This is a genomic window from Haloarcula nitratireducens, assembly GCF_019599505.1.
In genome coordinates this window covers 137153-161483 of record NZ_RKLT01000004.1, presented here as the reverse complement: position 1 = coordinate 161483, position 24331 = coordinate 137153, and the positions used below count along the sequence as shown (strand labels likewise).

General features: G+C 67.8%; 28 protein-coding genes. 4 read left to right on the top strand and 24 right to left on the bottom strand.

Features of this window, described 5'->3' with window-relative positions; all coding sequences use genetic code 11:
• Positions 1-379: 379 nt before the first annotated feature.
• The 3 genes from EGH23_RS13185 to EGH23_RS13175 all read right to left on the bottom strand — a co-directional run bounded on the left by EGH23_RS13185 (position 380) and on the right by EGH23_RS13175 (position 3965).
• A complete protein-coding gene (locus EGH23_RS13185) occupies positions 380-1657 on the bottom strand; it encodes an adenosylhomocysteinase (protein WP_220580455.1) in 1278 nt (425 codons plus the stop codon).
• 45 nt (positions 1658-1702) lie between these two features.
• Positions 1703-2533, bottom strand: a complete 831-nt coding sequence (locus EGH23_RS13180) for a hypothetical protein (protein WP_220580454.1) — start codon at positions 2531-2533, stop codon at positions 1703-1705.
• Positions 2534-2666: 133 nt separating this feature from the next.
• Positions 2667-3965, bottom strand: a complete 1299-nt coding sequence (locus EGH23_RS13175) for an amidohydrolase (protein WP_220580453.1) — start codon at positions 3963-3965, stop codon at positions 2667-2669.
• Positions 3966-4054: 89 nt separating this feature from the next.
• Here EGH23_RS13175 and hisG point away from each other — a divergent pair, with 89 nt between their 5' ends.
• A complete protein-coding gene (gene hisG / locus EGH23_RS13170) occupies positions 4055-4903 on the top strand; it encodes an ATP phosphoribosyltransferase (RefSeq protein WP_220580452.1) in 849 nt (282 codons plus the stop codon).
• A 26-nt stretch (positions 4904-4929) separates the two neighbouring features.
• On the opposite strand, the gene EGH23_RS13165 is transcribed toward hisG, so the two are convergent.
• The 5 genes from EGH23_RS13165 to EGH23_RS13145 all read right to left on the bottom strand — a co-directional run bounded on the left by EGH23_RS13165 (position 4930) and on the right by EGH23_RS13145 (position 9434).
• Entirely contained in the window at positions 4930-6555 is a 1626-nt protein-coding gene (locus EGH23_RS13165) for a gamma-glutamyltransferase family protein (protein WP_220580451.1), read from the bottom strand.
• Positions 6556-6626: 71 nt separating this feature from the next.
• Positions 6627-7100, bottom strand: coding sequence for a hypothetical protein (locus tag EGH23_RS13160; protein WP_220580450.1), 474 nt, complete (start codon positions 7098-7100; stop codon positions 6627-6629).
• A gap of 69 nt (positions 7101-7169) precedes the next feature.
• Positions 7170-8408: an MFS transporter gene (locus EGH23_RS13155; RefSeq protein WP_220580449.1), complete on the bottom strand. Its 1239-nt coding sequence runs from the start codon at positions 8406-8408 to the stop codon at positions 7170-7172.
• A gap of 1 nt (position 8409) precedes the next feature.
• Positions 8410-8799 carry a DUF7473 family protein gene (locus EGH23_RS13150; RefSeq protein WP_220580448.1) on the bottom strand — a complete coding sequence of 130 codons (390 nt, stop codon included), beginning with the start codon at positions 8797-8799 and terminating at the stop codon, positions 8410-8412.
• A 74-nt stretch (positions 8800-8873) separates the two neighbouring features.
• Positions 8874-9434, bottom strand: coding sequence for a TATA-box-binding protein (locus EGH23_RS13145; protein ID WP_162318351.1), 561 nt, complete (start codon positions 9432-9434; stop codon positions 8874-8876).
• Between the two features lie 162 nt (positions 9435-9596).
• Here EGH23_RS13145 and EGH23_RS13140 point away from each other — a divergent pair, with 162 nt between their 5' ends.
• Positions 9597-10628, top strand: a complete 1032-nt coding sequence (locus EGH23_RS13140) for a TIGR01177 family methyltransferase (RefSeq protein ID WP_220580447.1) — start codon at positions 9597-9599, stop codon at positions 10626-10628.
• Positions 10629-10717: 89 nt separating this feature from the next.
• Entirely contained in the window at positions 10718-10870 is a 153-nt protein-coding gene (locus tag EGH23_RS13135; protein WP_220580446.1) for a rubrerythrin-like domain-containing protein, read from the top strand.
• On the opposite strand, the gene EGH23_RS13130 is transcribed toward EGH23_RS13135, so the two are convergent.
• The 8 genes from EGH23_RS13130 to EGH23_RS13095 form a co-directional block, all read right to left on the bottom strand.
• On the bottom strand, positions 10871-11407 hold the full coding sequence (locus EGH23_RS13130; protein WP_220580445.1) for a GTP-dependent dephospho-CoA kinase family protein: 537 nt from the start codon (positions 11405-11407) through the stop codon (positions 10871-10873). It abuts the gene before it with no gap.
• Between the two features lies 1 nt (position 11408).
• Positions 11409-11606 (bottom strand): transcription elongation factor subunit Spt4, encoded by a 198-nt coding sequence (gene spt4 / locus EGH23_RS13125; RefSeq protein WP_162318347.1) that lies wholly within the window; start codon positions 11604-11606, stop codon positions 11409-11411.
• Positions 11606-12184, bottom strand: a complete 579-nt coding sequence (locus EGH23_RS13120; protein ID WP_162318346.1) for a DNA-directed RNA polymerase — start codon at positions 12182-12184, stop codon at positions 11606-11608. The genes spt4 and EGH23_RS13120 overlap by 1 nt, the downstream gene beginning before the upstream one ends.
• A 1-nt stretch (position 12185) precedes the next feature.
• A complete protein-coding gene (locus tag EGH23_RS13115) occupies positions 12186-12566 on the bottom strand; it encodes a type II toxin-antitoxin system VapC family toxin (RefSeq protein WP_220580444.1) in 381 nt (126 codons plus the stop codon).
• Entirely contained in the window at positions 12563-13795 is a 1233-nt protein-coding gene (locus tag EGH23_RS13110) for a translation initiation factor IF-2 subunit gamma (protein ID WP_220580443.1), read from the bottom strand. The genes EGH23_RS13115 and EGH23_RS13110 overlap by 4 nt, the downstream gene beginning before the upstream one ends.
• Before the next feature lie 156 nt (positions 13796-13951).
• A complete protein-coding gene (locus EGH23_RS13105; protein WP_220580442.1) occupies positions 13952-14365 on the bottom strand; it encodes a response regulator in 414 nt (137 codons plus the stop codon).
• A 141-nt stretch (positions 14366-14506) separates the two neighbouring features.
• Entirely contained in the window at positions 14507-15157 is a 651-nt protein-coding gene (locus EGH23_RS13100; protein WP_220580441.1) for a potassium channel family protein, read from the bottom strand.
• A gap of 3 nt (positions 15158-15160) precedes the next feature.
• Entirely contained in the window at positions 15161-16552 is a 1392-nt protein-coding gene (locus EGH23_RS13095; protein WP_220580440.1) for an APC family permease, read from the bottom strand.
• Positions 16553-16688: 136 nt separating this feature from the next.
• Here EGH23_RS13095 and EGH23_RS13090 point away from each other — a divergent pair, with 136 nt between their 5' ends.
• Positions 16689-17639 (top strand): DUF5787 family protein, encoded by a 951-nt coding sequence (locus EGH23_RS13090; RefSeq protein ID WP_220580439.1) that lies wholly within the window; start codon positions 16689-16691, stop codon positions 17637-17639.
• Here EGH23_RS13090 and EGH23_RS13085 read toward each other — a convergent pair whose 3' ends face one another.
• From EGH23_RS13085 to EGH23_RS13050, 8 genes are all read right to left on the bottom strand, one after another.
• The gene (locus tag EGH23_RS13085; protein ID WP_220580438.1) at positions 17640-17813 is read right to left on the bottom strand and encodes a hypothetical protein; all 174 of its coding nucleotides are present in this window, start codon (positions 17811-17813) and stop codon (positions 17640-17642) included.
• 24 nt (positions 17814-17837) lie between these two features.
• On the bottom strand, positions 17838-18155 hold the full coding sequence (locus EGH23_RS13080; protein WP_220580437.1) for a hypothetical protein: 318 nt from the start codon (positions 18153-18155) through the stop codon (positions 17838-17840).
• A gap of 141 nt (positions 18156-18296) precedes the next feature.
• Positions 18297-18464, bottom strand: a complete 168-nt coding sequence (locus EGH23_RS13075; protein WP_220580436.1) for a DUF8015 family protein — start codon at positions 18462-18464, stop codon at positions 18297-18299.
• A gap of 51 nt (positions 18465-18515) precedes the next feature.
• Complete coding sequence (locus EGH23_RS13070) at positions 18516-19793, bottom strand: argininosuccinate synthase (protein ID WP_220580435.1); 1278 nt, start codon at positions 19791-19793, stop codon at positions 18516-18518.
• 6 nt (positions 19794-19799) lie between these two features.
• On the bottom strand, positions 19800-20657 hold the full coding sequence (cysC, locus tag EGH23_RS13065; RefSeq protein ID WP_220580434.1) for an adenylyl-sulfate kinase: 858 nt from the start codon (positions 20655-20657) through the stop codon (positions 19800-19802).
• Complete coding sequence (locus tag EGH23_RS13060) at positions 20657-21517, bottom strand: hypothetical protein (RefSeq protein WP_220580433.1); 861 nt, start codon at positions 21515-21517, stop codon at positions 20657-20659. Before EGH23_RS13060 ends, cysC begins: the two co-directional genes overlap by 1 nt.
• The gene (locus tag EGH23_RS13055) at positions 21508-22731 is read right to left on the bottom strand and encodes a sulfotransferase (protein ID WP_220580432.1); all 1224 of its coding nucleotides are present in this window, start codon (positions 22729-22731) and stop codon (positions 21508-21510) included. The genes EGH23_RS13060 and EGH23_RS13055 overlap by 10 nt, the downstream gene beginning before the upstream one ends.
• A 658-nt stretch (positions 22732-23389) precedes the next feature.
• Positions 23390-24265 carry an MBL fold metallo-hydrolase gene (locus EGH23_RS13050; protein WP_220580431.1) on the bottom strand — a complete coding sequence of 292 codons (876 nt, stop codon included), beginning with the start codon at positions 24263-24265 and terminating at the stop codon, positions 23390-23392.
• Between the last annotated feature and the right edge of the window lie 66 nt (positions 24266-24331).

Sequence of the window (24331 nt, the reverse complement as noted above, 5' to 3'; positions counted from 1 at the left end):
GAACTCACTCCCGGAGCCCAACTCTCCGGAAAGTATGACATTTACACGGCCGCCGAGGCCGAGTCGTGTCTACCTGCAGGGACGTATCGACATCAAGATATCGTCGAAACGCCCGAACCAGTCCGGTTGGCGACGCTGACGCTTCGGCTGGATATCGACGAACAACAACACGTCTCCGTGTCCGGAGAAGTATCGAATTTCAGAAACGAGGCGTCCACGTCGTAGACCACAGCCGACGGAAACCGCCGCTTCTCGACCGACGAAACTATCCGTTCGACTCATCGAAGTCACTCACTCCGTTCGGAGTGACTCTCCTGCTCGCGGCTCCCTGCGGTCGCCGCGTCGCTTTCGGAGGTTCTTCGCTCCGCTCAGAACCTCCCTACGTCCCGTGCTGCCACGAATCCATATACTCGGCCTGTTCGTCCGTCAGCCCGTCGAAATCGACGCCCTCGGCGGCCAACTTCACTTCGGCGACTTCCTTGTCCAACCTATCAGGTACGTCGTGGACGCCGGCGTCGTAGGCGTCGCCGTTCTCGACCAGTTCGCGGACGACGACGGCCTGAATCCCGAAGCTCTGGTCCATCACTTCGACCGGGTGGCCCAGCGCGATGGGCGTCGCCAGATTCACCAGTCGACCCTCGGCGAGCACGTTCAGGCGGCGACCGTCGGGCATCTCGTAGGCCTGCACGCCGTCGCGGGCCTCGTAGGTGTCGGCGGCCATCTCCGAGAGGGCCTCTAAGTTGATCTCCACGTCGAAGTGACCGGCGTTCGCCAGCAGAACGCCGTCCTGCATGTTCTCGAAGTGGTCTTCGACGATGACGTCCCGGTTCCCGGTGGTCGTGATGAACACGTCGCCCTCTTCGGCCGCTTCGGCCATCGGCATGACGTCGTACCCCTCCATGTGCGCTTCGAGCGCGCGGCGGGGTTCGACCTCGGTGACGACCACGTCGGCGTTCTGCCCGCTGGCCTTCTTCGCGACGCCCTTCCCGCAGTGGCCGTAGCCGGCGACGACGACGGTCTTGCCGGCCCACGAGAGGTTCGTCGTCATGGCGATGGAGGCCAGCGAGGACTCGCCGGTGCCGTGGACGTTGTCGAAGAGGCGCTTCATCGGCGTGTCGTTGACCGCGAACACCGGATAGTCGAGTTCGCCGTCCGCATCCATCGCGCGCAGGCGGTGGACGCCGGTGGTGGTCTCCTCGGCCCCGCCGGCGATGGTGTCGATGAGATCGGGGTAGTCCTCGTGAATCGCCGCGACGAGGTCCATCCCGTCGTCGACCGTAATCGTGGGTTCGTGGTCGATGACGGCCTCGATAGCGGCGTAGTACTCCTCGTCGTCGACGCCGCGTTCGGCGTAGGAGGTGACGCCATCCACCGCGTCCAGCGCCGCGCTCACGTCGTCGTGCGTCGAGAGCGGGTTACACCCGGTGATAGCGACTTCCGCGCCGCCCTGGGCCAGCAGTTCGGCGAGCACCGCCGTCTTCGCCTCGACGTGCATCGCCATACCGATCCGCTCGCCGGCGAAGGGCTGGTCGGTCTCGAACTCCTCGCGCAGCGACGCGCAGATGGGCATGTGCTGGGCCGCCCAGTCCATCTTCCGCCGGCCCGACTCGCGGGCCGCCTCCACGTCGTCGAGTCGCTCAGAAATAGGGGCTGTCATGCCCGGGAAGACGGCCAGTGTTCCTAAAACGATACCGAAGCGGGTTCAGCGACCGTCGCCGTTCCCGTTCGCGTGGGCCGGCGGGCCGCTGTCGTCGTCGTTCGAGCCGCCGTCAGCGTCCTCGCCGTCGGTCTCTTCCTCGGTCGCTTCTTCGTCAGCGTCCGCTTCCTCGCTCGCTTCCGCCTCGGTTTCCTCGGTCTCGTTCTCCTCGCCTTCGCTCGCGTTCGTCTGCTCACCGCGCTGTCCGCGCTCTTCGGGGGCGTTCGCGCGCTCCGACGGGCCACGCTCGCCTCTCCGTTCGGCGGCGGTCTCGTTCCCGTCGCTCGCGTTCTCGCCCTCAGCGCTCGCGCGTTCGGGACCCGCGTCTTCGGGCGGGCCGGCGTGGTCAGGAGCGTTGCCGGGGTTGTTCTGGGTCACGAACTCGGCGACCTCCGGGCCGATGTTGGTCGAACCGTGCTGGAGCAGGTACCGGACGAACGACGAGACGCGAGCGCCGAAGCTCCCGGTCGTCTCCTCGGCGTCGGCGGTCAGCTCGGCCGTCGTCGTCGCCGTCTCGTTGCCGACGGTCGCGGTCACTTCGACGGTGACGTTCTCCTCGGGGGCGGACAGCTCGACCGTGCCGTTCTCGCCGGTCGCGTAGTCGCCGGTGCCCGCGTACGTGCCGTTGTCGAGCGCCTCGACGCTCACCGACGCGTTCTCGACGGCGGTGTCGTCGTCCGTGACGGTCACCGTCGCTTCTTGGTTCCCTGCCTGACTGACCCCGACGGCCAGCGTTCCATCGTCCGTCGTCCCGGCGGCCGCGGTGGCGACGCCGGGTCCGACGGCGAACAGGACCATGCCGATCGCAGCGGTCAGTGCGAGTAGTTTGGTGCGCATCTCGTCAGTAGCGAGACGGTATCTGGCAATAAACCCGTACTCTCGTTCACTCCGTTCAGCCGGGTTTCCATCGGTGATATCGACGGCGCTAACCGGCCGAGAGAGTTTAAAATCTATTCTGGACGTTTATCTTTCAATTCGACGCGCGGTCGACGACCGCGTCCGCGTGCGCCTGTGCCCGCTCCCGAACCGCCTCTTCGTCGAAGACCGTCACGTCTCGGTCGCGCATCAGTACCTCGCCGTCACAGACGGTGTGGCGAACGTCGCTCCCGGTGGCGGCGTAGGCCAGATGCGAGACGAGGTCGTGGGCCGGCGTCAGATGGGGCGAATCCAGCGAGAGCACCGCGAGGTCGGCGTTCGCACCGGGTTCGATGCGGCCGCTGTCGATGCCGAGCAGCTCGGCCCCGTTCTCGGTCGCCATCTCCACGACCGTCTCGGCGGCGACGGCGCTGGCGTCGTCGGCGGCGAGTTTCCCGATCATCGCGGCGTCGCGCATCTCGTCGAACATGTCGAGATCGTTGTTCGAGGCCGCGCCGTCGGTCCCGATGCCGACGGTGACGCCCGCGTCGAGGAGCCGCTGGACCGGAGCCATCCCGCTGGCGAGTTTCATGTTCGAGGCCGGGCAGTGAGCGACGCCGGTCCCCGTTTCGGCCAACAGGTCGATCTCAGTCTCGTCGACGTGCACGCAGTGGGCGAGGAACGAGTCTTCTGCGAGCAGGCCCACGTCGTCGGCGTATTCGAGCGGTCGCAGCCCGTGTTCATCGACGATGGGCGTGACCTCGTCGGTGGTCTCGTTGGCGTGGAGGTGGACGGGCAACTCCGCGGCGTTCGCCTCGGGGACGTACTCGCGGAGGTACCGCTCGCCGACGGTGGTCAGGCTGTGGGGCTGGAACGTCGTGCTGATGCGGCCGTCGGCCGCGCCGTCGAGGTCACGGGCGGTCTCCAGGCTCTGTCGAACGTCGTCGCGTGCGCCCTCCTCGTCCTTGCCGACGGTGACGGCGGTGTGGCCCAGAGCGGCCCGAACGCCCGCCTGTTCGACGGCCGCCGCTATCTCCTCGACGTGGAAGTACATGTCCGACAGCGCCGTCGTCCCCGACTTCACCATCTCGACGAGGCCGAGTTCCGCGCCGACCCGCACGTCCTCGGGAGTCAGTTCGCCCTCGACGGGCCAGATGTCCTCCTGTAACCACGCATCAAGTGGTTTGTCGTCGGCGTAGCCTCGAAGCAGGGTCATCGCGACGTGCGTGTGGGCGTTGACCAGGCCGGGCACCACGAGGCCGTCGCCCGCGTCGAGCTCGTCGTCGCCAGCGAGTTCGCCGGGGGATTCGACGGCCAGTATCTCGCCGTCGTCCTGATCGACGAGGACGTCGGCGCGTTCGACTGTCATATCGGGGCGGAGGACCTGCCCGCCGGTGACGAGGAGTTCGGTCATGGCGCGGGGTTAGACGCCCCCGCTCTTAGTTCGCCGGGTCCCGAACCGCGAGGGGAAAGACAGTTGACCCGCGCCGTCGCAGGGGGCGTATGCGCATCGCCGTCCCCAACAAGGGCCGCCTGCACGACCCGGCGGAGGACTTACTCGAACGGGCCGGTCTCCACATCGTCGACGGAGCCGACCGACAGCTGTACGCCGACACCGTCGACCCGGAGGTGACCGTCCTCTACGCCCGCGCGGCGGACATCCCCGAATACGTCTCCGACGGGGCCGCCGACGTCGGTATCACCGGTCTCGACCAGGTTCGAGAGGCCGACCCCGGAAACTTGGAGGAACTGCTCGACCTCGAATTCGGGAGCTGTCGCCTCGTCCTCGCCGCGCCCGAAGACGGCGACATCGAGACCGTCTACGACTTGGACGGCGGGACCGTCGCCACGGAGTTCCCCAACATCGCCCGGAACTACTTCGCCGAACTCGACGTCGAAGTGGACATCGCGGAGGTCTCGGGCGCGACCGAACTCACGCCGCACGTCGACATCGCCGACGGCATCATCGACATCACCTCGACGGGGACCACCCTGCGGATGAACCGACTGGCTATCGTCGACGAGGTACTGAAATCCTCCGTGCGCCTGTTCGCCCGCGAGGACGTGGCCGACGACGAGAAGGTCCAGCAGGTCAAGATGGCCCTTCACTCCGTCCTCTCGGCGGAGGGGAAGCGGTATCTCATGATGAACGTTCCCGACGAAGCCTTAGACGACGTGAAAGACGTGCTGCCGGGGATGGGTGGCCCGACGGTGATGGACATCGCCGGCTCGGACGACGTGGCGGTCCACGCCGTCGTCGACGACAGCGACGTCTTCGAGACCATCAACGACCTCAAGGGGGTCGGCGCGAGCGACGTGCTCGTGACCGAGATCGAGCGGTTGGTCGAGTGACGTAGCGGTTTTCCCGCCTTCTCCGCTCAGTACACGTCCACGGTCCCGTCCTTCCGCGGCTCGGTCGCACCCGAGAGGACGCCGTCGTTCCACCGCGCGATCTGCGCGCCGCCGAACTGGAGCGGCACGTCCACGCGCACGTCGTGACCGCGGCGGACGAGTTTCGACTGCGCGTCGCCGTCGAAGCGGGCCTCGACGGCCAGCGTCCCGTCCTCGCGGTAGCGCCAGCGCGGTTCGTCCAGCGCCGCCTGCAGGGGCATCTCGCGGTCCAGCAGGTTCGAGAGCACCTGCACGTGGCCCTGCGGTTGCATGTACCCGCCCATGACGCCGAAGGCCGCCCAGTCGTCCTCGCCGAACCGCGCGAGGCCGGGAATCAGCGTGTGGAACGGCCGCTTGCCGGGTTCGATGCGGTTCGGATGGTCGGCGTCCAGCGAGAACGACGCGCCGCGGTTCTGGAGGGTGAGACCGGTATCGTCGGCGACCAGCCCGCTCCCGAAGCCCATGAACAGGGAGTTGATGAAGGAGACGACGTTGCCCTCGCCGTCGGCGACGGTCAACAGGACGGTGTCGGCGTCCTCCGCCGGCGAGTCGAGCATCCCCACGTCGGGGCTCTCGATGGCCGCCTCGTCCACGGCTCCGGCGCGCTCTTCGGCCCACCGTTTCGACTGGAGCGGCGGGATCTCCTCGTAGTCGGGGTCAGTGATGTATCGGTGGCCGTCGGTGAACGCGAGTTTCATCGACTCGGCGAGCAGGTGGGTGCGCTCGACTGAACTCTCCGCTTCGGGGACGCCCACCGCGTCGGCGATATTCAGGGCTTCCAGCGCGATGAGGCCCTGGTTGTTCGGCGGAAGTTCGTACACCGACGTACCGCCGTAGGTCGTCGAGACCGGGTCGGGGAACTCCACCTCGAAGGCTTCGAGGTCCGACCGTTCCAGCAGGCCGCCGGCGTCCTGCACCGTCTCGACGATCTGCTCGGCGATCTCGCCCTCGTAGAACGGGTCCGCGCCCTCGGCGGCCAGCGTCTCGAGGGTCTCGCCGAACTCCGGCAGCCGCATCCGCTCGCCGACCTCGGGCGCTCGCTCGCCGTCGACGAGGTACTGCTCGCGGGCGGCGTCGTTGCGTAGCTCCGGCTCACAGAGCGCCCACGCCGACGCGATGACCTCGCTCACCGGGAACCCCTCGGTGGCGTGGTGGATCGCGTCCTCGAGCGCGTCGGCGAGCGAGAGCCGGCCGAAGCGCTCGACGGTGGCCTCCCATCCGCGCGGCGCGCCGGGCACCGTCACCGCCAGCGGCCCGCGCTCGGGCATCTCGGCGTCCGCCGGATTTCCGCCCTCTTGCTCGGTGACGGCCTCCCGCGTCCGCTCTAGCGTCGCCGCCTCGGGCGCGCCGCCGCAGGCCCGCATCGCGCCCACGTCGCCCTCGGCGGTGCGGTAGAGCGCGAAGGCGTCCCCGCCCAGGCCCGTGCTCATCGGCTCGACGACGTTGAGCGTCGCCGCCGTCGCCACCGCCGCGTCGAAGGCGTTGCCGCCCGCTCGAAGCGCGTCGATGCCCGCCTCGGCGGCGAGCGGTTGGCTCGTGGCGACGACGCCGCGCGTCCCGTAGGCCGTCGACCGACGGGACGCGAACCGGTCCAGATTCGGCTGGCTGTCCATGCGCGGATACGGGGGGCTGGCGCGGAAAACTGTTTGGCCGATACGCTTCGTTCCAGCGAGAAATGCAGCCGCTACTCACACTCCAGCAACCCGCCGTTTTGCGGGTTCGTCTCCTCGGTCGGTCGATCAGTCCGACGGACGACCATGCCGTCGACGTAGTAGAGCGCCGACGACCGGCCGTCGGCGCATACCATCGTCGGATCGGGCCGCGGTGTCTCGGCGGTCGGTTGGTCACTCGCCACGCAGTACCCGAAGTCCATCGTAATTCGGACCGCGTAGCCGCCCGCGTGCCGTGTCACGTCGACCTCCCCGGGCGACGTTATCGTATCCTTCGCACCCGCTGGAAACGTCATGTCCCGGATATACGCCCGCTCGTACCGCTCCACGAACGACTTCGCGGTCGTAGCCGTCAGATTCTCGGGCCGTTCGATGTCGTATCCCCGTGACGTCGGACAGCCGTCCGGTTTCGAGGCGGTGCCGCGACAGCCGGCCACCCCGCTGGCGGTTGCTGCGGTGATCGAGGCGAGGAAAGGGCGGCGCTTCACGATTTTATCGTCAGAATGACTATATAAATGTCTTCTCCCCGCGATTCTGCCCTCGTTTCGGGGGTTCTCCTACTCGTCCAGCCACCAGAGCGTCGCCGCGAAGACGAGCCCGAGCGCGGGGAAGACGGCCAGTCCGAGGAAGGTGCCGTCCGCGCCGACCGTCGACAGGAGGTAGCCGGCGATCGCCGCGCCGGCGGCCCCGACGCCGAAGTTCGTCAGGTAGGTGTAGCCATACGAGAGCCCTCGGTCGCCCGGCGGGCTGTACTCGGCGATGGACGCCTGATACACCGGTTGGAGGGTGAACAGGACGAAACCGAGGGCGGCGCTGACGGCCAGCAGCGGCCCCAGTCCGGCCTCCGCGGCGGGGACGAACACGACGGCGATGGCGGCGAGACCGGCGAATATCGCGGTCAGGCCGACCGGGATGGAGATGCGGTCGGTGAGCTTCCCGCCGACGTACTGGCCGGCGATGCCGACCGACAGCAGGCCGACGTAGAAGTAGTACGCCAGGTCGAACTCCGCGGCCAGCGCGCTATCGGGTTCGAACACGCCGAGTAGTTCGCCGACCGGCGGGAGGAACTCCCCGAGCACCTCGGGGAGGAAGGTCAGCGTCCCTCGATAGAACAGGCCGTTCATCATCACGACGAGCATGACGATGGTGAACCCGACGGTGAACAGCGCCCGCGTGTCCGCGAAGAACCCGCCGAGCGAGGACGGCGGTTCGCTCGATTCACCCCCATCGGCGCTGACGGCGGCCATCTCGTCGAACTCAGCCGTTCGGGCGTACGCGACGGCGACGACCGCGGGCAGGACGAGCAGGCCGGCGACGATTCGCCAGTCGAAGGCCAGCAGGAGGAGCGCGGTCAGGAGCGGGCCGGCGGCGATGCCGGCGTTGCCGGCCATCCCGTGGTAGGCGAAGCCGGTGCCCCGCTCCTCGACGCCGGTGGAGATGAGCGCCAGCCCCGCGGGGTGGTAGACGCTGGCCGAGAGACCCCACAGGCCGAGAGCGACCGCGATGGTGAGGACGCCCGGCGCGACGCTCAACAGGAGGAAGGACGCCCCCATCCCGACCAGCCCCGCGGTGACGAGGCTGTTCGCGCCGTAGCGGTCGGCGAGGACCCCGCCGGGGAGCGCCCCCGCGCCGAACAGGCCGTAGCCGATAGCGGTGATAGTGCCCAACAGCGCCGTCGTCACCGGCAGCGTCTCCAGCCAGACGACGACGAAGATGGGGATCGAGAGTTCGTACGTGTGGACGAGGGCGTGCGAGACGCCGGTGAACGTGACGATGGAGCGGTCGTTTCCCTGCATCTTAGATCAGTCCGAAGATGTTGTTGAGCGCGAACCCGAGCACCGCCGCGAAGGCGAAGTGTAAGACGACCAGCGGGGCCGTCGACCGGGTCGAGAGCCGATAGACGAAACTGATGGCGATGCCGTCGGCCAGCATCGTGGCGACTATCACCACGAGGACGCCCAGGCTCGGCGAGACGATGCCCGTCTCGACGCCGTAGGACTGGAGCAACAGCGAGACGATAGCGGGGACGATCGCCGCCTTCGCGGCCAACTGAGACGGCGTCTCGCCGATGAAGAAGGTCGCCGCCAGGTGGAGCGTGACGGCGTAGAACGCCCACGTCAGCAACAGGGTGACGACGATGGCGAGGAGTCCGCCACCGGTCAGACTCGGCGTGCCGGCCTGAAGCATACCTGCGGTTCGGAACCGTGGCGCTTGTGCGTTGTGTTCTGCTGGCTGGACGGCGCGGACCGGCCGACCGCAGTTCAGTCGAGCAGGCCGAGCTCCTCGAGCCGGGAGACGATCTTGTCGACGGCCTCCTCGGCGTCCTCGGGCTTCTTCCCGCCGGTGATGACGAGTTTCCCGGAGCCGAACAGCAGGGCGACGACGTCGGGTTCGTCGAGGCGGTAGACGAGGCCGGGGAACTGCTCGGGCTCGTACTCGATGTTCTCCAGCCCGAGGCCGATCGCGATCGCGTTGAGGTTGAGGTTCCGCCCGAGGTCCGCGCTCGTGACGATGTTCTGGACGACGATCTCGGGGTCGTCGTCCACCTGGATGTTCAGGTCGCGGAGCTTATCGAAGACGATGCGCAGACTCTGGTGGACGTCGTCGGTGGACTTCGCGCCGGTACAGACGATCTTCCCGGAACGGAAGATGAGCGCCGCGGACTTCGGTTCCTGCGTGCGGTAGACGAGTCCGGGGAACTGCTCGGGGTCGTAGTCGGCACCCTCGAGGTCCATCGCCACGCTCTGAAGGTCGAGCTCCTGGCCGATTCCGGTCGAGGCGACGACGTTTTCGATGTTGATGGTTTCCTTGGGGTCAACCATGTCTCGACTTAAAGCACGTATTTAAGGTTTATAAAGGTTCATGGCATCGGCTGCCAGTCAGCGCGCCGAAACGATTGGCTGCCTATCAGATTCGTCCTAAAACGGGGGGCGTGGGCGTCGGCGACCGGCACGCTCATACCCGCGCGCCCACACCGCTCGGGCGTGTACGTCCTCGAACTCGGCGGACAGGACGACGATTTCGCGGCGTGCGAGGCCGCGAGCGCGGCCAGCGACGTGTCGGTGCTCGCGCCCGGCCTCGCCACCGCCCGCGGCGTCACGGAGCGGGCGCGCTATCTCGCCTACACTCGCCGGGCCTGCGAACTGGTGGGGACCGCGGACCCGACGGTCGAGAGCGCCCGCGCGCTGTTGGACGCCGCGACTATCGACCGCGAGGGGACGGTCGCGGTGCGGGCCGTCGACGTGCGGGCGAGTACCGGGGTCGACACCCAACAGGCAGAGCGAACGCTCGGCGGCGTCCTCACCGACCGCGGCTTCGCCGTCGACCTCGACGCGCCCGAGCACGCGCTGTACGCCTACTTCGCGGACCCGACGGGCGACGACGAAGATGGTTCCGGCGAGGCCTGCTGTGCGCTCGGCTGGCTCGAAACCGAGTCGGTGCGGGACTTCGGCGACCGCCAGCCCACGGACCGGCCGTTCTTCCAGCCCGGGAGCATGGACCCGCTGGAGGCCCGCGCGCTGGTCAACGTCGCCGGGGCGCGACCCGGTGCGACCGTCGTCGACCCGATGTGCGGGACCGGCGGGCTCCTCTTGGAGGCCGGGCTGGTCGGCGCGCGCGCGGTCGGCGGCGACGCACAGGAAAAGATGGTTCGCGGGACGCGGGAGAACCTCGAGTACGCCCTCGACGGCGACGGTCATCCCGATCGGACAGCGTATCCCGAGAGCGGCCGCTGGGACCTCTTCCGGTCGGACGCGGCCCGCCTACCACTCGCCGACGGCCGTGCGGACGCCGTCGTCTTCGACGCGCCCTACGGCAGGCAGTCGCGCATCGAGGGCGAACTCCGCCCCCTCGTTTCCGGTGCGCTAGGCGAGGCTCGACGCGTCGCGCCGCGCTGCGTGCTCGTCGCCGACCGGACGTGGAGCGACGCCGCCCGCGGGGCGGGCTGGACCGTCGCCGAGCGGTTCGAACGCCGCGTCCATCGCTCGCTCGTCCGACACGTCCACGTCTTAAAGTGACCGAACGTCCAGATAATTTGGACGCGTGTGCGCATATTTTGCGCCAGTAGCAATCTATATGGTCACGAGTGTGCTAAACACTCTCAAATATGCCTCGATGGTCAGACCCGGCGCCACGGAGCGAGGAACAGCTCTTCGAATGTCTCGGCTGCGGGACCCGCGTCTCGCGTGCTCGCTCGCCGCCGCGATGCGAGGACTGCGGCGGGGAGATGAAGAACCTGAGCGTCCCCCGGCCGGAGTAACTACCGAACCGCCGCGAGCGCCGCGTCCGCGTCGCCGTCCATCCGCGAGAGCAGCGACCGGACCCGCTCGCGCGTCGCGTCGTCGGGCGCGACGAGTACCATCCCCTCGTCCGGTTGGCCGTAGACGACGGCCCCGCTCTCGGGGACGGCGAGCACCGCCGGGAGCGCCGCGAGGTCCTCTTCGCCCTCGACGTCGAGTAGCGTCGTCGCCTCGCCGTCGAGGGCCTCGCGCATGGCCTCGAGCAGCGCGCGGGTGAGCGTCCCCGCCGGGTTCTCGACGGTGACTCGCCGGTCGAACCCGGAGATAGCGGCCGTCACCTCGCTGTCGACGGCCGACCGCTTGGTGCGTTCGTCGACCAGCGCGAGCCGCGGGACCGTCCCCGCCTCCAGTAAGTGATACGTGACGATGTCGCCGACGGCGACCAGTGGCGTCCCCGCGTCGGCCAGCAGGGCGTCGGCGTCCGTGTAGAGGCGGCCCATCGGCTCTTTGAGCTCGCTCCGCAGCGACGGCGGCAGTTCGAGGAGAACGTCGGACACGTTATCTGACTTTCAGCGCGTACGTGCCGGCCTCGGTCACTTCCATCTCGCGGGCGATCTCGGACTTCTCCGGATGGGCGATGACGACGTAGCCCGCCCAGTCCTCGGTGAGGGCGGTCCCGCCGCAGGCCTCGCACTGGCTCTCGATGCCGGCGCTCTGGACGCGGTGACAGTCGCGGCAGACGAGTCGGTCAGCCATCAGCTCTCACCGGCTTCCGCCGTGCTCTGGCGCTTCTCGCGCTCCTCTTGGAGCCACCCGTGCTTGCCGAGCCCGACCTGTTTGGCCGTGAGACCGATCTTCGAGTCCCGCGGGTTGCGCTCGTCGATGCTCTTGGTGACGATGCGGGCGCGGACGGCGTCGCCGACGCCGAGCGTGCGGTTGGATTCCCGGGAGGCGAGCTGCTGGTTCTCCTCGTCGTAGGCCAGATACTCGTCGGAGATCTGCGAGACGTGGAGCAGGCCGTCGACCGGGCCGATGCCGACGAAGGCACCGAAGTTGACCACCTCGACGACCTCGCCGTCGACGACCTCCTGCATCTGCGGATCGAAGGTCAGGGCGTCGAACTCCACCTCGTAGTAGACGCCGGGCTTGTTCGGCAGGACGGCCCCGTCGCCGATGTCGTGGATCTCGACGACGCTCACGACGCTCCCGACGTCCTCGTCCATGCGGCCCTCTAGCTTCTCCTGCAGGAGTGTTTTGACCATCTTCGACCCGACGTCTGCCAGATGGCGCGGCGGCACCTCGACCGTATCGCGTAGGCGTACCCGTTTGTACATGTTATGGTTGAGTGATACCCAGTTTGTTCCGGCCCCTTAAACTAATTACTGGAACGCCCGCGTCGAGCAGGCGGCGTTTGAGGGGCTTGTCGTTCGTTACAGCGTGCGTCGCGTCGTTGCCGGTCGCCAGTTCGAGGACGGCGTCGTCCGCGTAGTCGGCGTCGGTTTCCCGGACCGAACAGCGGTCGAGCAGGTCCCGTCCGACCGACGCGGCCGTCGCCTCCGTCCCGGCCCCGTCTGCCAGTTTCGCCAGTTCCTCGCGGACGGCTTCGGGGACGACGTAGTCGCCGGCGTCGACCGCGAGGACTCTGTCCAGTTCCTCGAACAGTCGGACGTCGCATTCGACAGGCATCATGAGCGCGTTCGTGTCCAAGACGATCATCCGCGCAGCGTGCCGACGCCGATGAGCCGCCATCGAGCGCCGACGCGGCGGTTGATCGCGATCTTCGCGCCGTCCTCGGCGCAGACCGGCCGCTTGAGCGCGAGTTCGCACTCGCCGTCGCGGGCGCTGGTGACCGAGCCGACGGTGGTGGCGGTGCCGATGGTCAACATCAGCGGTTCGCCGGTCGAGATCTCCTCGACCTCGCCGCCGTCGTCGCCGACGATCCGTTCCAGCAGGTCGACGTCCATCGTGAACTGCTCGCGGGTCGGCGGGAGGCTGCCGGGCGGGCCGGCGACCTGTCCGGCCAGCGCGTCGCCCTTCGTGATCGAGGGGTCGAGCCCGGTCCCGACGCCGAGTAGGCCGCCGGGAGTGACTTCGTCCACGAAGTCGCCGCCGGCCTGTAGCGAGCGGACGTCGGTGGTGACGGGCCGCCACTCGGTCTTACCGCCCTCTTCGATCTCCCGGCCCGGTCGGAGCTCGATCTCGTCCTCGACTTCGAGTTTCCCCTCGACGAGCGACCCGCCCAGCACGCCGCCGAGTAAGTCCTCCCACGTGGTGCCGGGGCGGTTGATGTCGAACGAGCGCGCGACCATCATGCGGGCGTCGGCGTCCGGGTCCCGCTCGGGCGTGGGAATCTCGCGCTCGATGGCGTCGATGAGCAGGTCGATGTTGGCCTCCTGCTGGGCGCTGATGGGGACGACGGGGGCGTCCTCGGCGACGGTGCCGGAAACGAACTCCTGGATCTGCTCGTAGTTCTGCTTCGCCCGCTCCTCGTCGACGAGGTCGACCTTGTTCTGGGCGATGACGATGTTGTCGATGCCGATGATGTCGAGCGCGCTGAGGTGCTCCTCGGTCTGGGCCTGCGGGACGGGTTCGGTGGCCGAGACGACCAGCACCGCGCCGTCCATGATGGCCGCGCCCGAGAGCATCGTCGCCATCAGCGTCTCGTGGCCGGGGGCGTCGACGAACGACACCGTTCGGAGATGGTCGGTGTCCACGTCGTGTTCCTCGCAGCGTTCGGAGACGGTGAACGCCTCCGGCTCCTCCTCTTCCGGACAGCGGCGGAAGGTGGCGTCGGCGTAGCCGAGACGGATAGAGATACCGCGCTTCATCTCCTCGGAGTGTTGGTCGGTCCATTCGCCGGACAACGCCTGGACGAGCGTGGTCTTGCCGTGGTCGACGTGACCGACGAGTCCGATGTTCACCTCCGGTTGTTTGTTCGATGTCATTTCGAAAGTAATCTTGGTGGAGATTCGCCGCGTGCGACTGATAAACCTACTGTTTCGGCCCGTCGGCGCTCCGCGGCCGCGCCGCGTTTCCGGCGCTATGGCCCGGTCCGTCGCCGCGTACGACCGAATACGCGTCGCTCTGGCCGACGGCGGCTACTAGAGGGCCTGCGCCCTGATGAGCGCGGCGAGCGCCGCGTACTGATCGGTGTCGGTTCGCTTGCGCATGTACGCCGCCCCGACCTCGTCGGCAGACACGGCGACCTCGTGGTCTCTCACGGCGGTGTAGAGCACGAACCCGGCGTCGCCGTCGGCCCGTTCGACGAGGGTGATCCCGTCCAGTCTCGGCAGCTGGTAGTCGGTCACCACGCAGTCGAACTCGTCGACTCTGTCGAGCGCTTCCGTCGGGGCCGTCGTGTACGTCACCTCCAGCCCCTCGTCTACGTGTTCGAGGTACTCCGAGACGAGCGCCGCCACCGTCGGCTCGTCGTCGACGAGGAGCACGCGGCACCGCCCCTCCCTCTCTATCGTCCCGTCCCGCTCCCCGTTGGTGTCCGAATGCACCATCCCCATACAGTGGAAGCAACATCGTTCGGCAGTATAAATCGTGCGCAGTTCTCTCGCTCGCTGAAAAGACCGCAAACAAGTACGGTTCGCAGACAGGTCTACGGGCCGGTGAAGGCTTTCCTACGAATCGCGGCCCGCGAGCAGAACTCAACCGCGCAGGAGGTTCATCACCTCGTCTGTGACGGCCTCTTCCACTGCGACGAGGAACCGCTCGCCGGGTTCGAGTACTGTCTCCGGGCCGCCGATTCGGTCTCCGTCGGCGTCGACGATGATGAGGCTGCCCTGTGGCAGTCTGATCTCGGCGAGGGACTTCCCGGCGGCGGGGGCGTCTTCGGCGATCTCGACCTCCAGAATCTCGACTCTCCCGCCGACCTCTTCGATGCTTCGGACGCCCCCGCCGACGACTTCGTTGACCGTGGCTCGCGCGGTGAGACTCGCCGTCGAGACGACGCCGTCGACGTACTGCGGATAGAGTTCGTCGGGGTCGCCGTCGATTCTCATGACCGTGTGAAGGTCGGCCATCCGCTGGGCGGCCATGCAGACGGCGAAGTTGGTCGCCTCGTCGTCGGTCACGGCGGCGATGGCGTCACAGCGGTCGGGTTGGGCCTGTCGCAACACGGCCGGTCGGGCGGCGTCGCCTTCGATGATGCTGGCGACGTACTCGGCGGCGACCCGTTCGCTCCGGTCGGGGTCGCGTTCGATGAGGACCACGTCGTGGCCCCGGTCGTCCAACAGTTCGGCAGTTCTGAGGCCGACGGTGCCGCCGCCGGCGACGATGACGCGCAGTGATTCTGTCATGTGTCAGTCCTCCGTGGTGACAGTGACTTCCGGCTCGCTGATCTCTGTCTCGGGTTCGCCGGTCGGAACGGCGGGTTCGCCGCGCCGCCGGGAGAGCAGCAGGTAGACGACCGCGCCGACGATTAACCACCCGATTGCGAGCGCCCAAGTCGTCAGGTCGATGAACGCCCCCAGCAGGAGGTTGAGGACGATGCCGAGTATCGGCGTCGCAGGGTAGAACGGGACCTCGAACGGCCGGCGCAGGTCGGGTTGCTGCCGGCGCAGTCGAATCACGCTCAGGTTCACGATGACAAACCCCAGAAGCGAGAAGAGACTGGCGAGGTTGCCCACGACGCGAATCGGGACGACGGCCACCGCGACGAGCATGACAACGGCCGATGCGGCGATGGCGATCAGTGGCGTGCCAAACCGGTGGTGGAGGCGACCGAGCGCGACCGGCAGTTGCGCCTCCCGGCCCATGGCGAAGGCCACTCGGCTGGAGCCGATGACGACGGCATTGAGCGCACTGATAGTCGAGAACACCGCGCCGAAGGCGATGAGCGCCGCGCCGCTGCCCAGCGGTTCGAACCGCGGCATGAACCCCTCTGCGGCCTGTGCGATGGCCGTCTCGCCCGCGCCGGCCAGTCCCTCCGCCCCTAGCGTTCCCAGCGCGACGAACACCACCAGCAGATAGACGACGACGGTGGTCGCCACCGACAGCAAGATGGCCCGCGGGATGTTCTTCTCGGGGTCTTCGACCTCTTCGGTGACGGTGGCGATGAGGTCGTACCCCTGGAAGGCGATGAAGGTTAAGCCCATCGCCGGCAGTATCGTGAGCGGGTTCCCGCGCTTGAAGAACGGGTCGAACTCCCCCAGGTCGACGAACTGCAGGCCGAAGGCGACGAACACCAGTAGGATGAGGATCTTCACGAGCGTGATAATCGTCTCTGCACTCCCGCTCGCGGCCGTCGAGACGGCGTTCAGCGTCACGAAGACGACGACCACGGAGCCCGCCCAGAACAGCACGCCGCCGGGGAGCGAGACGCCGAAGATGTGGCCGAACTCCAGAAAGTTCGATGCGAACCCCAGGGCGTAGAGCGCCCCGGCGATCATGTACGTGAACCAGCGCGTCCACCCCATGACGAAGGCGACGGGCGCGGAGAACACCTCGCGGACGTAGGCGTAGCCGCCGCCGTTGCGCGGAATCGCGGACGCGAGTTCCGCGTACGACAGTGCCGTGAAGGTGGTGACGCCGCCGTTGAGCGCGAAGACGAGGATGGCCGCCGCTCCCGCCGTCTCGACGGCCAGTCCCGTCAGCACGAAGATTCCCGCGCCGATCATCGCTCCGATGCCGACCATCGTCGCGTCCAGCAGCGTGAGCGTCGCGGCGGGCGAGCGTTCGCCAGCGTGACTCATCTCGGCCCCTCCCGCCGGCGTGTGAGCGCGTCGAGGCGTGTCATACGAAGACACTTATCACGCTATTCACAGGCCGGCGATTTATACTTTCGACGGGAGCGCGCCCCTTTTGTCCGCGCCGCCCCTGCCTGTGGCCGTGCGAGAGTTCGGCTTCGAACTGGCGCTGTGCGCCGCCCTCGAACGCGAGGGCCACCTCGTGAGCCGACAGCTCGGCGGCGGCGTCCGCGGCCGCCGGGTCCTCGATACCGTTCTCGTCCACCCGAGCGACGAGTTCGAGCGCCGCGCGGCCATCACGCCCGAGCGCATTCCCGCGGCGGCCATCGAGGCCGACGTGGGACCGGGGCGAGCCCGCTACTGGAAAGACGCCTTCGACAGTCACGCGGAGTGGACCGAGGAGGCCGTCGAACTCGCGGTCGAGCGGGGCTTCTTCGAGCGCGAGCGCCGCGGCGGCCGCACGTACGTCCGCCAGACTGCGCGCTACCCCGACTGGGTCGCGGGCGTCACGGCCATCGAGAACAAACCGGATCTGGACCGGCCCGGCGACCTCCGGACGCAGTTGCGTACCGACGTCTCGCTGGCGCTCGTCGACCGGGTCGTGTTGGCGACGGCCGACTACGTCACCCGCGCCCACCTCAACCGCATTCCCGAGGAAGTCGGCGTCTGGCGGTTCGACCCCGAGACGGGCGACCGCGAAGTCGTCCGAGAGGCGACCGATCTCCCGGTCGACGAGGCGGGCGTCGAACTCGTAGAACGAAAGCCGCTGCGAGCGGACGTGCGCGTCGTTTCGGCCGCGGAGAAGGCCCGCGCTCGCCGCCGGCTCGCCGAACGCGCCTACGGCAAGGGCTGGCGGAGCTTCGACTATCCGCCGTGTGCCAACTGCTCGCCCGACGCCGACGGTCTCCCGCACTGTACGTGGAAGGGCCGCCCGGTTCGGGCGAGCGAGGAGTGCGGTCCCGACTGCGAGGGCCACGCGGAAGCCGACGCGCCGACCGTCGACGGCGAGGCGCTCCGGGCCGAGCGCACGCCGTGGGATCCCGACCCGGACGGCAGACGGCGACGGCAGTCCGGACTCGACCGGTTCGGCTGATCAAATCCGACCGCGGTTCACGCGGATCTGGTGGTTGACGGCCAGCGCGATGGCGAAGGCGACGACGGCGTTCGACCGCCAGGCGACCGTCCCCATCGCGACGAGGTCGCCGCTGGCCGAGACGAGGAAGGCGGCCAGCCCGCCTATCACCGGATACGCCCACGGACGGTCCACGGTCGGTACTCTCCCCGCGGCCACTTACCGAGCGCGGTCGGCGTCGGTTCCCGTCTCGTCGCCGTTCGAACCGTTCTCCCGGTCGCCGCCGTTATCGCCGGCCGCGCGCTCCGCGTACGATTCGCAGTCGTCGTCGGTCACCTCGGGGACCTCGGCGGCGACGCGCTCGGCGTGGCCGGTTCGGCCGCGGTAGTTGGCCGCCGCCGCGATGGCGACGCCGACCGTGAGGCCGACGACGAGCACCCAGTCGACGGAGTCGGCGAAGAGCCACGGCCCCGCGACGGCGAGCCCGCCGCCGACCAGCGCCGACCCGATCACCTCCGCGATACCGCGCCCGTCCATACCAGTCAGTGGGCGTTTCTGACACATAGGTGTACGGAGGGTTTCACCGGCCGTGTTCGGCTCTACGTCGAACGCGTGGTAGCGGTTCCTCGCTGCTGACGGAGAGAACGCGACGGAACCCACCGCTGACGCGGCGGGGGCTCACGTCTCCGGGGGCACGACGAACAGCGAGACGAACATGAGAGCACAACCCAGGAGACTGCCGGTGATGACTCCCAGCGTGATGGGGATGAGGCCGATCCAGCCGGCTATCGCGCCGCCGACGAGCGGTAGCGGTATCGAAGCGAGGAGTCTGTCGTACGTGAGCATAGTCGAAAGCGGATACGGATGTGCCGGGGTGGGAGTGGGGATGTGGCTACGTCACGACGCGTCGTCGTCGGTCTCCGAGGGACCGTCGATCGGCGTCCCGCCGTCCGCGATCCCCTTCGCGGCCGCTCGATCCATCGCGCTCTCTCTGGCCTCTCGGGCGAGCCGCTCCTGGAACCCGTGGTACTTGGCGACGCCGGTCGCGTCGGCCTGCGAGATGTCGCCGACGGACTCGGTGTCGAACGAGGCGGCGTCGGCGGAGTAGACGGCGTACTCGCTCTCGCGGCCCACCGGTCGGGCCTGTCCGCCTTCGAATCGCATCGTGACGGTGCCGGTCACGCGCTGGTTCGTCCGGTCGATGAACCCCTCCAGCGCCTCCATCAGCGGCGCGTCGACGAGCCCCTCGTAGGCGTACTCGGCCCACTGGTCGTCGACCTGCCGCTTGAACGACCGCTCGGCCTTCGTCAGGACGAGGTCTTCGAGGGCCTCGTGCGCGTTCAGCAGCACCGTCGCCGCGGGGTGCTCGTAGTTCTCGCGGACTTTGAGCCCGAGCATCCGGTCTTCCATCACGTCCGTCCGACCGACGCCGTACGGGCCGGCGAGGTCGTTGAGTCGCTCGACGAGTTCGACCGGGTCGAGCGACTCGCCGTTCAAGGCGGTCGGGTAGCCGTCCTCGAACGTCACTTCGACGCGCTCGGTCTCCTCACCGGGGGCACTGGTCCACTCGTAGATCTCTTCGCCGGGAACGTGGTCCGGCTCCTCGAGTTCGCTGCCCTCGACCGAGCGGGTCCAGAGGTTCGTGTCGATGCTGTAGCGGCCCTCGTCGCCGCCCTCGACGGGGAGCCCGCGCTCCTCGGCGTACTCCTGTTCCCAGTCGCGGGTGAGCCCGAGTTCGCGGACCGGGGCGACGACGTCGAGGTCGGACTTGCGCCAGACCGCCTCGAACCGGAGCTGGTCGTTGCCCTTCCCAGTCGAGCCGTGAGCGAGGGCGCTACAGCCCTGCTCCTTGGCGGTTTCGAGTATCTGTGCGGCGATGACCGGCCGCGCCAGCGCCGTGCCGAGCGGGTAGCCCTGGTAGGTCGCGTTCGCGCGGACGGCGTCGAAGCAGAGGTCCGCGAAGGCGTCCTCGGCGCTGACGACGTGCTGTTCGAGACCGAGGGCCTCGGCCGTCTCCTCGGCCTCCTCGAACTCCTCGTCGGGCTGGCCGACGTCGACGGTGATGCCGACGACCTCCTCGAAGTCGTACTCCTCTTTCAACAGCGGGACACAGACCGTCGTATCGAGCCCGCCGGAGAAGGCGAGCGCGACGCGGTCCCCGGTGGTGCTTGACATGACGGTTCAGTCCCCGAAGTGCTGACCGGCGAGGAGTTCGCTCTTCTCGTACTCCGCCCGAGTGTCCGTCCCGCTGATCTGTGCGACTTCCTCGGGGACCGAGACGACCGTGTACCCGACGTCGCGCCCGATGGCGACGGTGTCGACGTCCGGGATGATGGTCGACTCGACGTTGGGGTGGTCCCCGTACACCTCGTCGATCAGCTCCTTTCGCTCCTTGGCCGTGAGCGGGTTCTTCTCGCTCAGTTCGGTGTCGCGGATGCCGATGACGACGTCCTTGCCGTTGTCCGCGGCCGAGTCGATGATGGTCCGGTGGCCGTCGTGCAGCGGCTGCCAGCGACCGACGAAGAGGTGGCTCGGGTCGAACTTGATGTCCAGTTCCGTGTTGATCTTCTTCAGCGTCTCCTCCTCGGAGTGGGTCGCCGTCCGGACTTCGAGGTCGGCCTCGCCGGGCTCGGGGTCCTCGAAGGGGTCGTCGACGCCGGTGAACCCTTCTATCTCGCCGTCGCGGGCCTGCTGGTACATCCCTTTCACGTCCCGCTCCTCACAGACCTCGACCGGGGCCTGGACGTGGACGAACGAGACGTCGTCGACCTTCTCGTAGATGAGCTCTCGCTGGGACCGATACGGCGTGATGAACGACGCGATGACGTCGAAGCCCTGTTCGTTCAGGGCCTGTGCGACGCCCGCGGCGCGCCGGAGGTTCTCCGTCCGGTCCTCTTTCGAGAAGCCGAGGTCCGTGTTCAGCGTCTCGCGGAGGTAGTCGCCGTCCAGGTGGACCGTGTCCGGGCCGACGAGTCCCTCGGCGAGGGTGGACTTCCCGGAACAGGGGAGACCGAAGAGCCAGGTGGTCTCGGCGGACATCAGTTGACCCTCCCGGTGAGGCAGGCGAGGCCGCCCGCTCCTTTCCGGATCTCGTCGACGGCAGTCGTTTCGACGTCGTACTGTTCGGCTAGCTTCGACTCGGTAGTCGATGTGTCGTTAGGCATGAGTATGGTCTCGTCTGCTGCGATCGTGAAGTTCATCGCTTGTTTCCGGGTGACCTCCTCGGTCTCGTCGAACCGGAGGACACCGTCGTAACACTCTGCGACCGTCTCCGGGTCGTCGAGATGCGCGGGGCGGATCGCCGCCCGGCCGTCGGGCAGCGGGCGGAGCGCGCCCATCAGGTGCTGCACGTCGTCGCTCATCCCGACGATGGTCGTCTCCGCGTCGACGAACGACGCGAGTCGTTCCGCCGCCGTCTCCGTGCTGCGTTGGCCGACGCCGACGACAAGCCCCGACGGCGAGGGAATCGCGCTGCTGATCTCGAAGTGCTCGCCGGACGGGAACGGCACGACCGGGTCGTAGCCGCGGTCGTGGGCGACGGCGAAGCGCTCGGGTTCCTCGGGCTTGCGGACCTCCGAGGCCATCCGCGAGAGGAGGAGGTCGCCGTCGAACCCGAGGTAGGCGTCCGCGCTGTAGACGGCGTTGGGATGCTGCGACTCCTCGACGACCGTCTCCACGCCGTGGTCGGCGAGGCGGTCCGCGTAGGCGCGGACCTGTTCGTTGAACGCCTCGGCGTCGGGCGATTCGAGGAACTGGTAGTCGTCCGGGTCGTCGCCGGGCTCCTCGGCGAGCGTACAGAGGAACGCCGTCTCGAGCCGTCCGCGGTAGTCGCCGCTCGCCGGCGCGTCGCGGCCGTCGTACGCCGAGCCGTGGTACGCGGCGGCCTCGGTCAGATCCACTCTGACTCCTCCGTGTAGCCGAGGCGCTCGACGACGTCGTCGAACGGCTCGTCCGCACGGTCGAGCGCGCCGCGGACCAGTTCCTCCCGATTCCGCCAGCGAGCGCGTTCGGGCTCCTTGGTCGTCATCACCTGATTGAGGTCCTCGGCGTTCTCCCGGAGTAACTCGGACTCGCCGAGGCCGGCGAAGTCGACGATCTCCTCGACCGTGGACTCGGTGTCGGTGATGAGGTCCTCGAACCTGACCCGGTGGACGTCGTCGAAGGCGTCGCGGCCCTCGAGGATGTGGCCCTGCGCCTGCGTCCACTGCCGCAGACAGGTGTCGATGAGCCGGCCGTCGCCGGACCAGCCCGGCGGCAGGTCGTAGTTCCAGAGCTCCCCGTCGTAGTCCTCGAGGTCGAGGTCGCCGACGTCGTAGGTCTGGAACCCTCTGTTCAGCCGCCAGCCGTCGTAGAGGCCGTTTATCGACGCCGCGGGGTTCCGCGTCAGGTGGACCACGTCGACGTCGGTGTCGGGGAACAACTGCTCGCGGATCCACGGGAGCCGGTAGGCGTCGACGCTGGTCTTCAGCACCAGCGTCCGGCCGAAGTCCTCCTCTGTCAACCCGCGCTTGTGGTCGTGGGAGGTGATGAAGGGGCGCTCCTCGATGGCCTCGTCGTTGAGCCGCTCGTCCGTGTCTTCCTCGGCGAACTCGTCGAAGTTCTTCGGCGAGACGCCGTGGGCTTCGAGCACTTCGTCGAGCGATGCCCCGTCCAGCATCGACTCCCGCATCTCACCGTAGGGGAGGTCCCGCTCGGGGAACTGCAGCGGCAGCCGGACGAGCGCGTCGTCTATCCGGTGGGTCCGGTCGCCATCGGCCGTCGTCGCGCCCACGTCGGCGAGGAGGTCGGTCAGCAGAGCCTCCCGATCGAAGTCGTCGAAGTCGGTGGGAACGCGGTCGGAGTCGAACTCGGGATAACAGACGCCGTTGAAGGTGTACCACTTCCCGTGCTCGCCGTCCGGACTACACGTCCCCTCGTGGTGACGGAGGGTGTCGAACAGGAGGCTGCTCCCGCCCCTCGACGCGGAGGCGATGAGCAGGACGCTGTCGAAGTCGTCGGCGCGGTGCTCCGACAGTATCGCCCGTTTCTCCGCCGCTACGACCTCTTCTCGAACCGTCTCGCTCTTCTCGTGGGCCTGCCGTCGGGCGCTGCTCAGCGGCTTTTCCAGACTCATCTGTTACGCTCCACTACTGTCCCTCTCTCGTCTGTCCGCCCGTGACGCCAGCGGTCGCGTCGACGCAGTTGTAGCAGCGTTCATGGTGATCCGTTCGCCGACTGTCCGCCCCGGACGACCGCACCGCGCAAACTCCGGCCGCCGTCGGGGGGTTGCCGACAGAAATGTACACGGTCCCTAACGGGAAGGGCGCATAGCTTTCGAGCGCTGGCAAAGCAGCGGGGCTCTCGCCGGGAGACTGCGGGGACTCTTCGGCCGCCGCCGGCTCAGTCCCACCAGTCGAGTCCGGCGTATATCGTCGGTGGATATATAGCGTTCATATTTCGACGAACTATGCGGGAAATAAGTTGCTAAATATCGAATCGAACGCTGAGTAATCTACCTTTGTGACACCGCTGAGATACGTTCAGAAATAGGCAGTTACAGCGCGGGTTGTGAGCGCGCGATTCGCGTGCTGAACCGTGAAACGGATGATACCAGACTGCTGATTGATTTCCGCACCGAAACTAGGGGTGTGTGATGATTCGGGTGATTAAAAGTAAGCCCACCTTGCAAAGACAACCGCAGTTACCGCGAGTCCAACTCAGCCTGCTATCGGCTGACCGGTGATGCATCTCGACGATAGCGGTCGCGACCGAGAACTGTCGACCCGACGTCGCTACAGCGAGAACCGCTCGCCGTCGACGGCGATGTCGTCGGCGAAGGCCCGCTCGGGCGGGACGTAGTGGGCCGTGTGCAGGATGCGGTAGTCGTCGGCGGCGACGTCGTCGGCGAAGTCGCGGGCACCGGGCAGGGTCATGTGTTTCGTCCCGAACGTCCGGGGGACGCCCTCGGCGTCGTGGTGCGCGCCGCCCTTCGGATGGAACTCGCAAGCGCCGGGATGGACGATGCCCTCGACGAGCGCGAGGTCCGCGCCGGTCAGCACCTCGCGCGAGCGGTCGGGAATCTCGTAGCAGGTGTCGCCCGAGATCGAGAGGACAGCGCCGGTCGCCGGTTCCTCGACGCGGAGGCCGTAACAGACCAGCGGCGGGTGCTCGACCGGGACGAGCGTCACCTCGAACCCGGCAACGGAGAAGGGCTCGTACGGCGATTTGGGGTGGACCGAGACAGTGTCGAGGTAGTCGTACTGGTCCCGGACGGTCTCGGCGACGCTCTCGCCGGTCTGGGAGTCGGTCTCGTCGGCGGCGTGGACCGGCAGGTGGTCGAGCAGGCGGTAGGCGTTGCCCAGTCCGTCTAGGTGGTCGAAGTGGACGTGCGTGATTACGGCGGCGTCCGGCAGAGCGACGTCCTCGCGGCGGAACTGGGTACGGAAGTCGGGGCTCGCGTCTATCAGAAGCGCCTCGCCGGTCTCGTCGTTGCGAAGGTGGACCGAGAAGCGCGAGCGTTCGACGCCGTCGCTCGGGTCGACGCCTCGCTCGCGCAACTGCTCGCGCAGTTCCGCGTCGGGGTCCCGTGCGCGCTCGCAGGTGTCACAGTCACAGCCGACCGTCGGCGTCCCCGTCGTGTCACCGGTCCCCAGCAGCGTGACCTCCATGCTGTCCGGGTGTCCGCGCCCGACGGGCTAAAGCCCGTGGGTTGCGTTTTCACCGCCGGTTCTCAC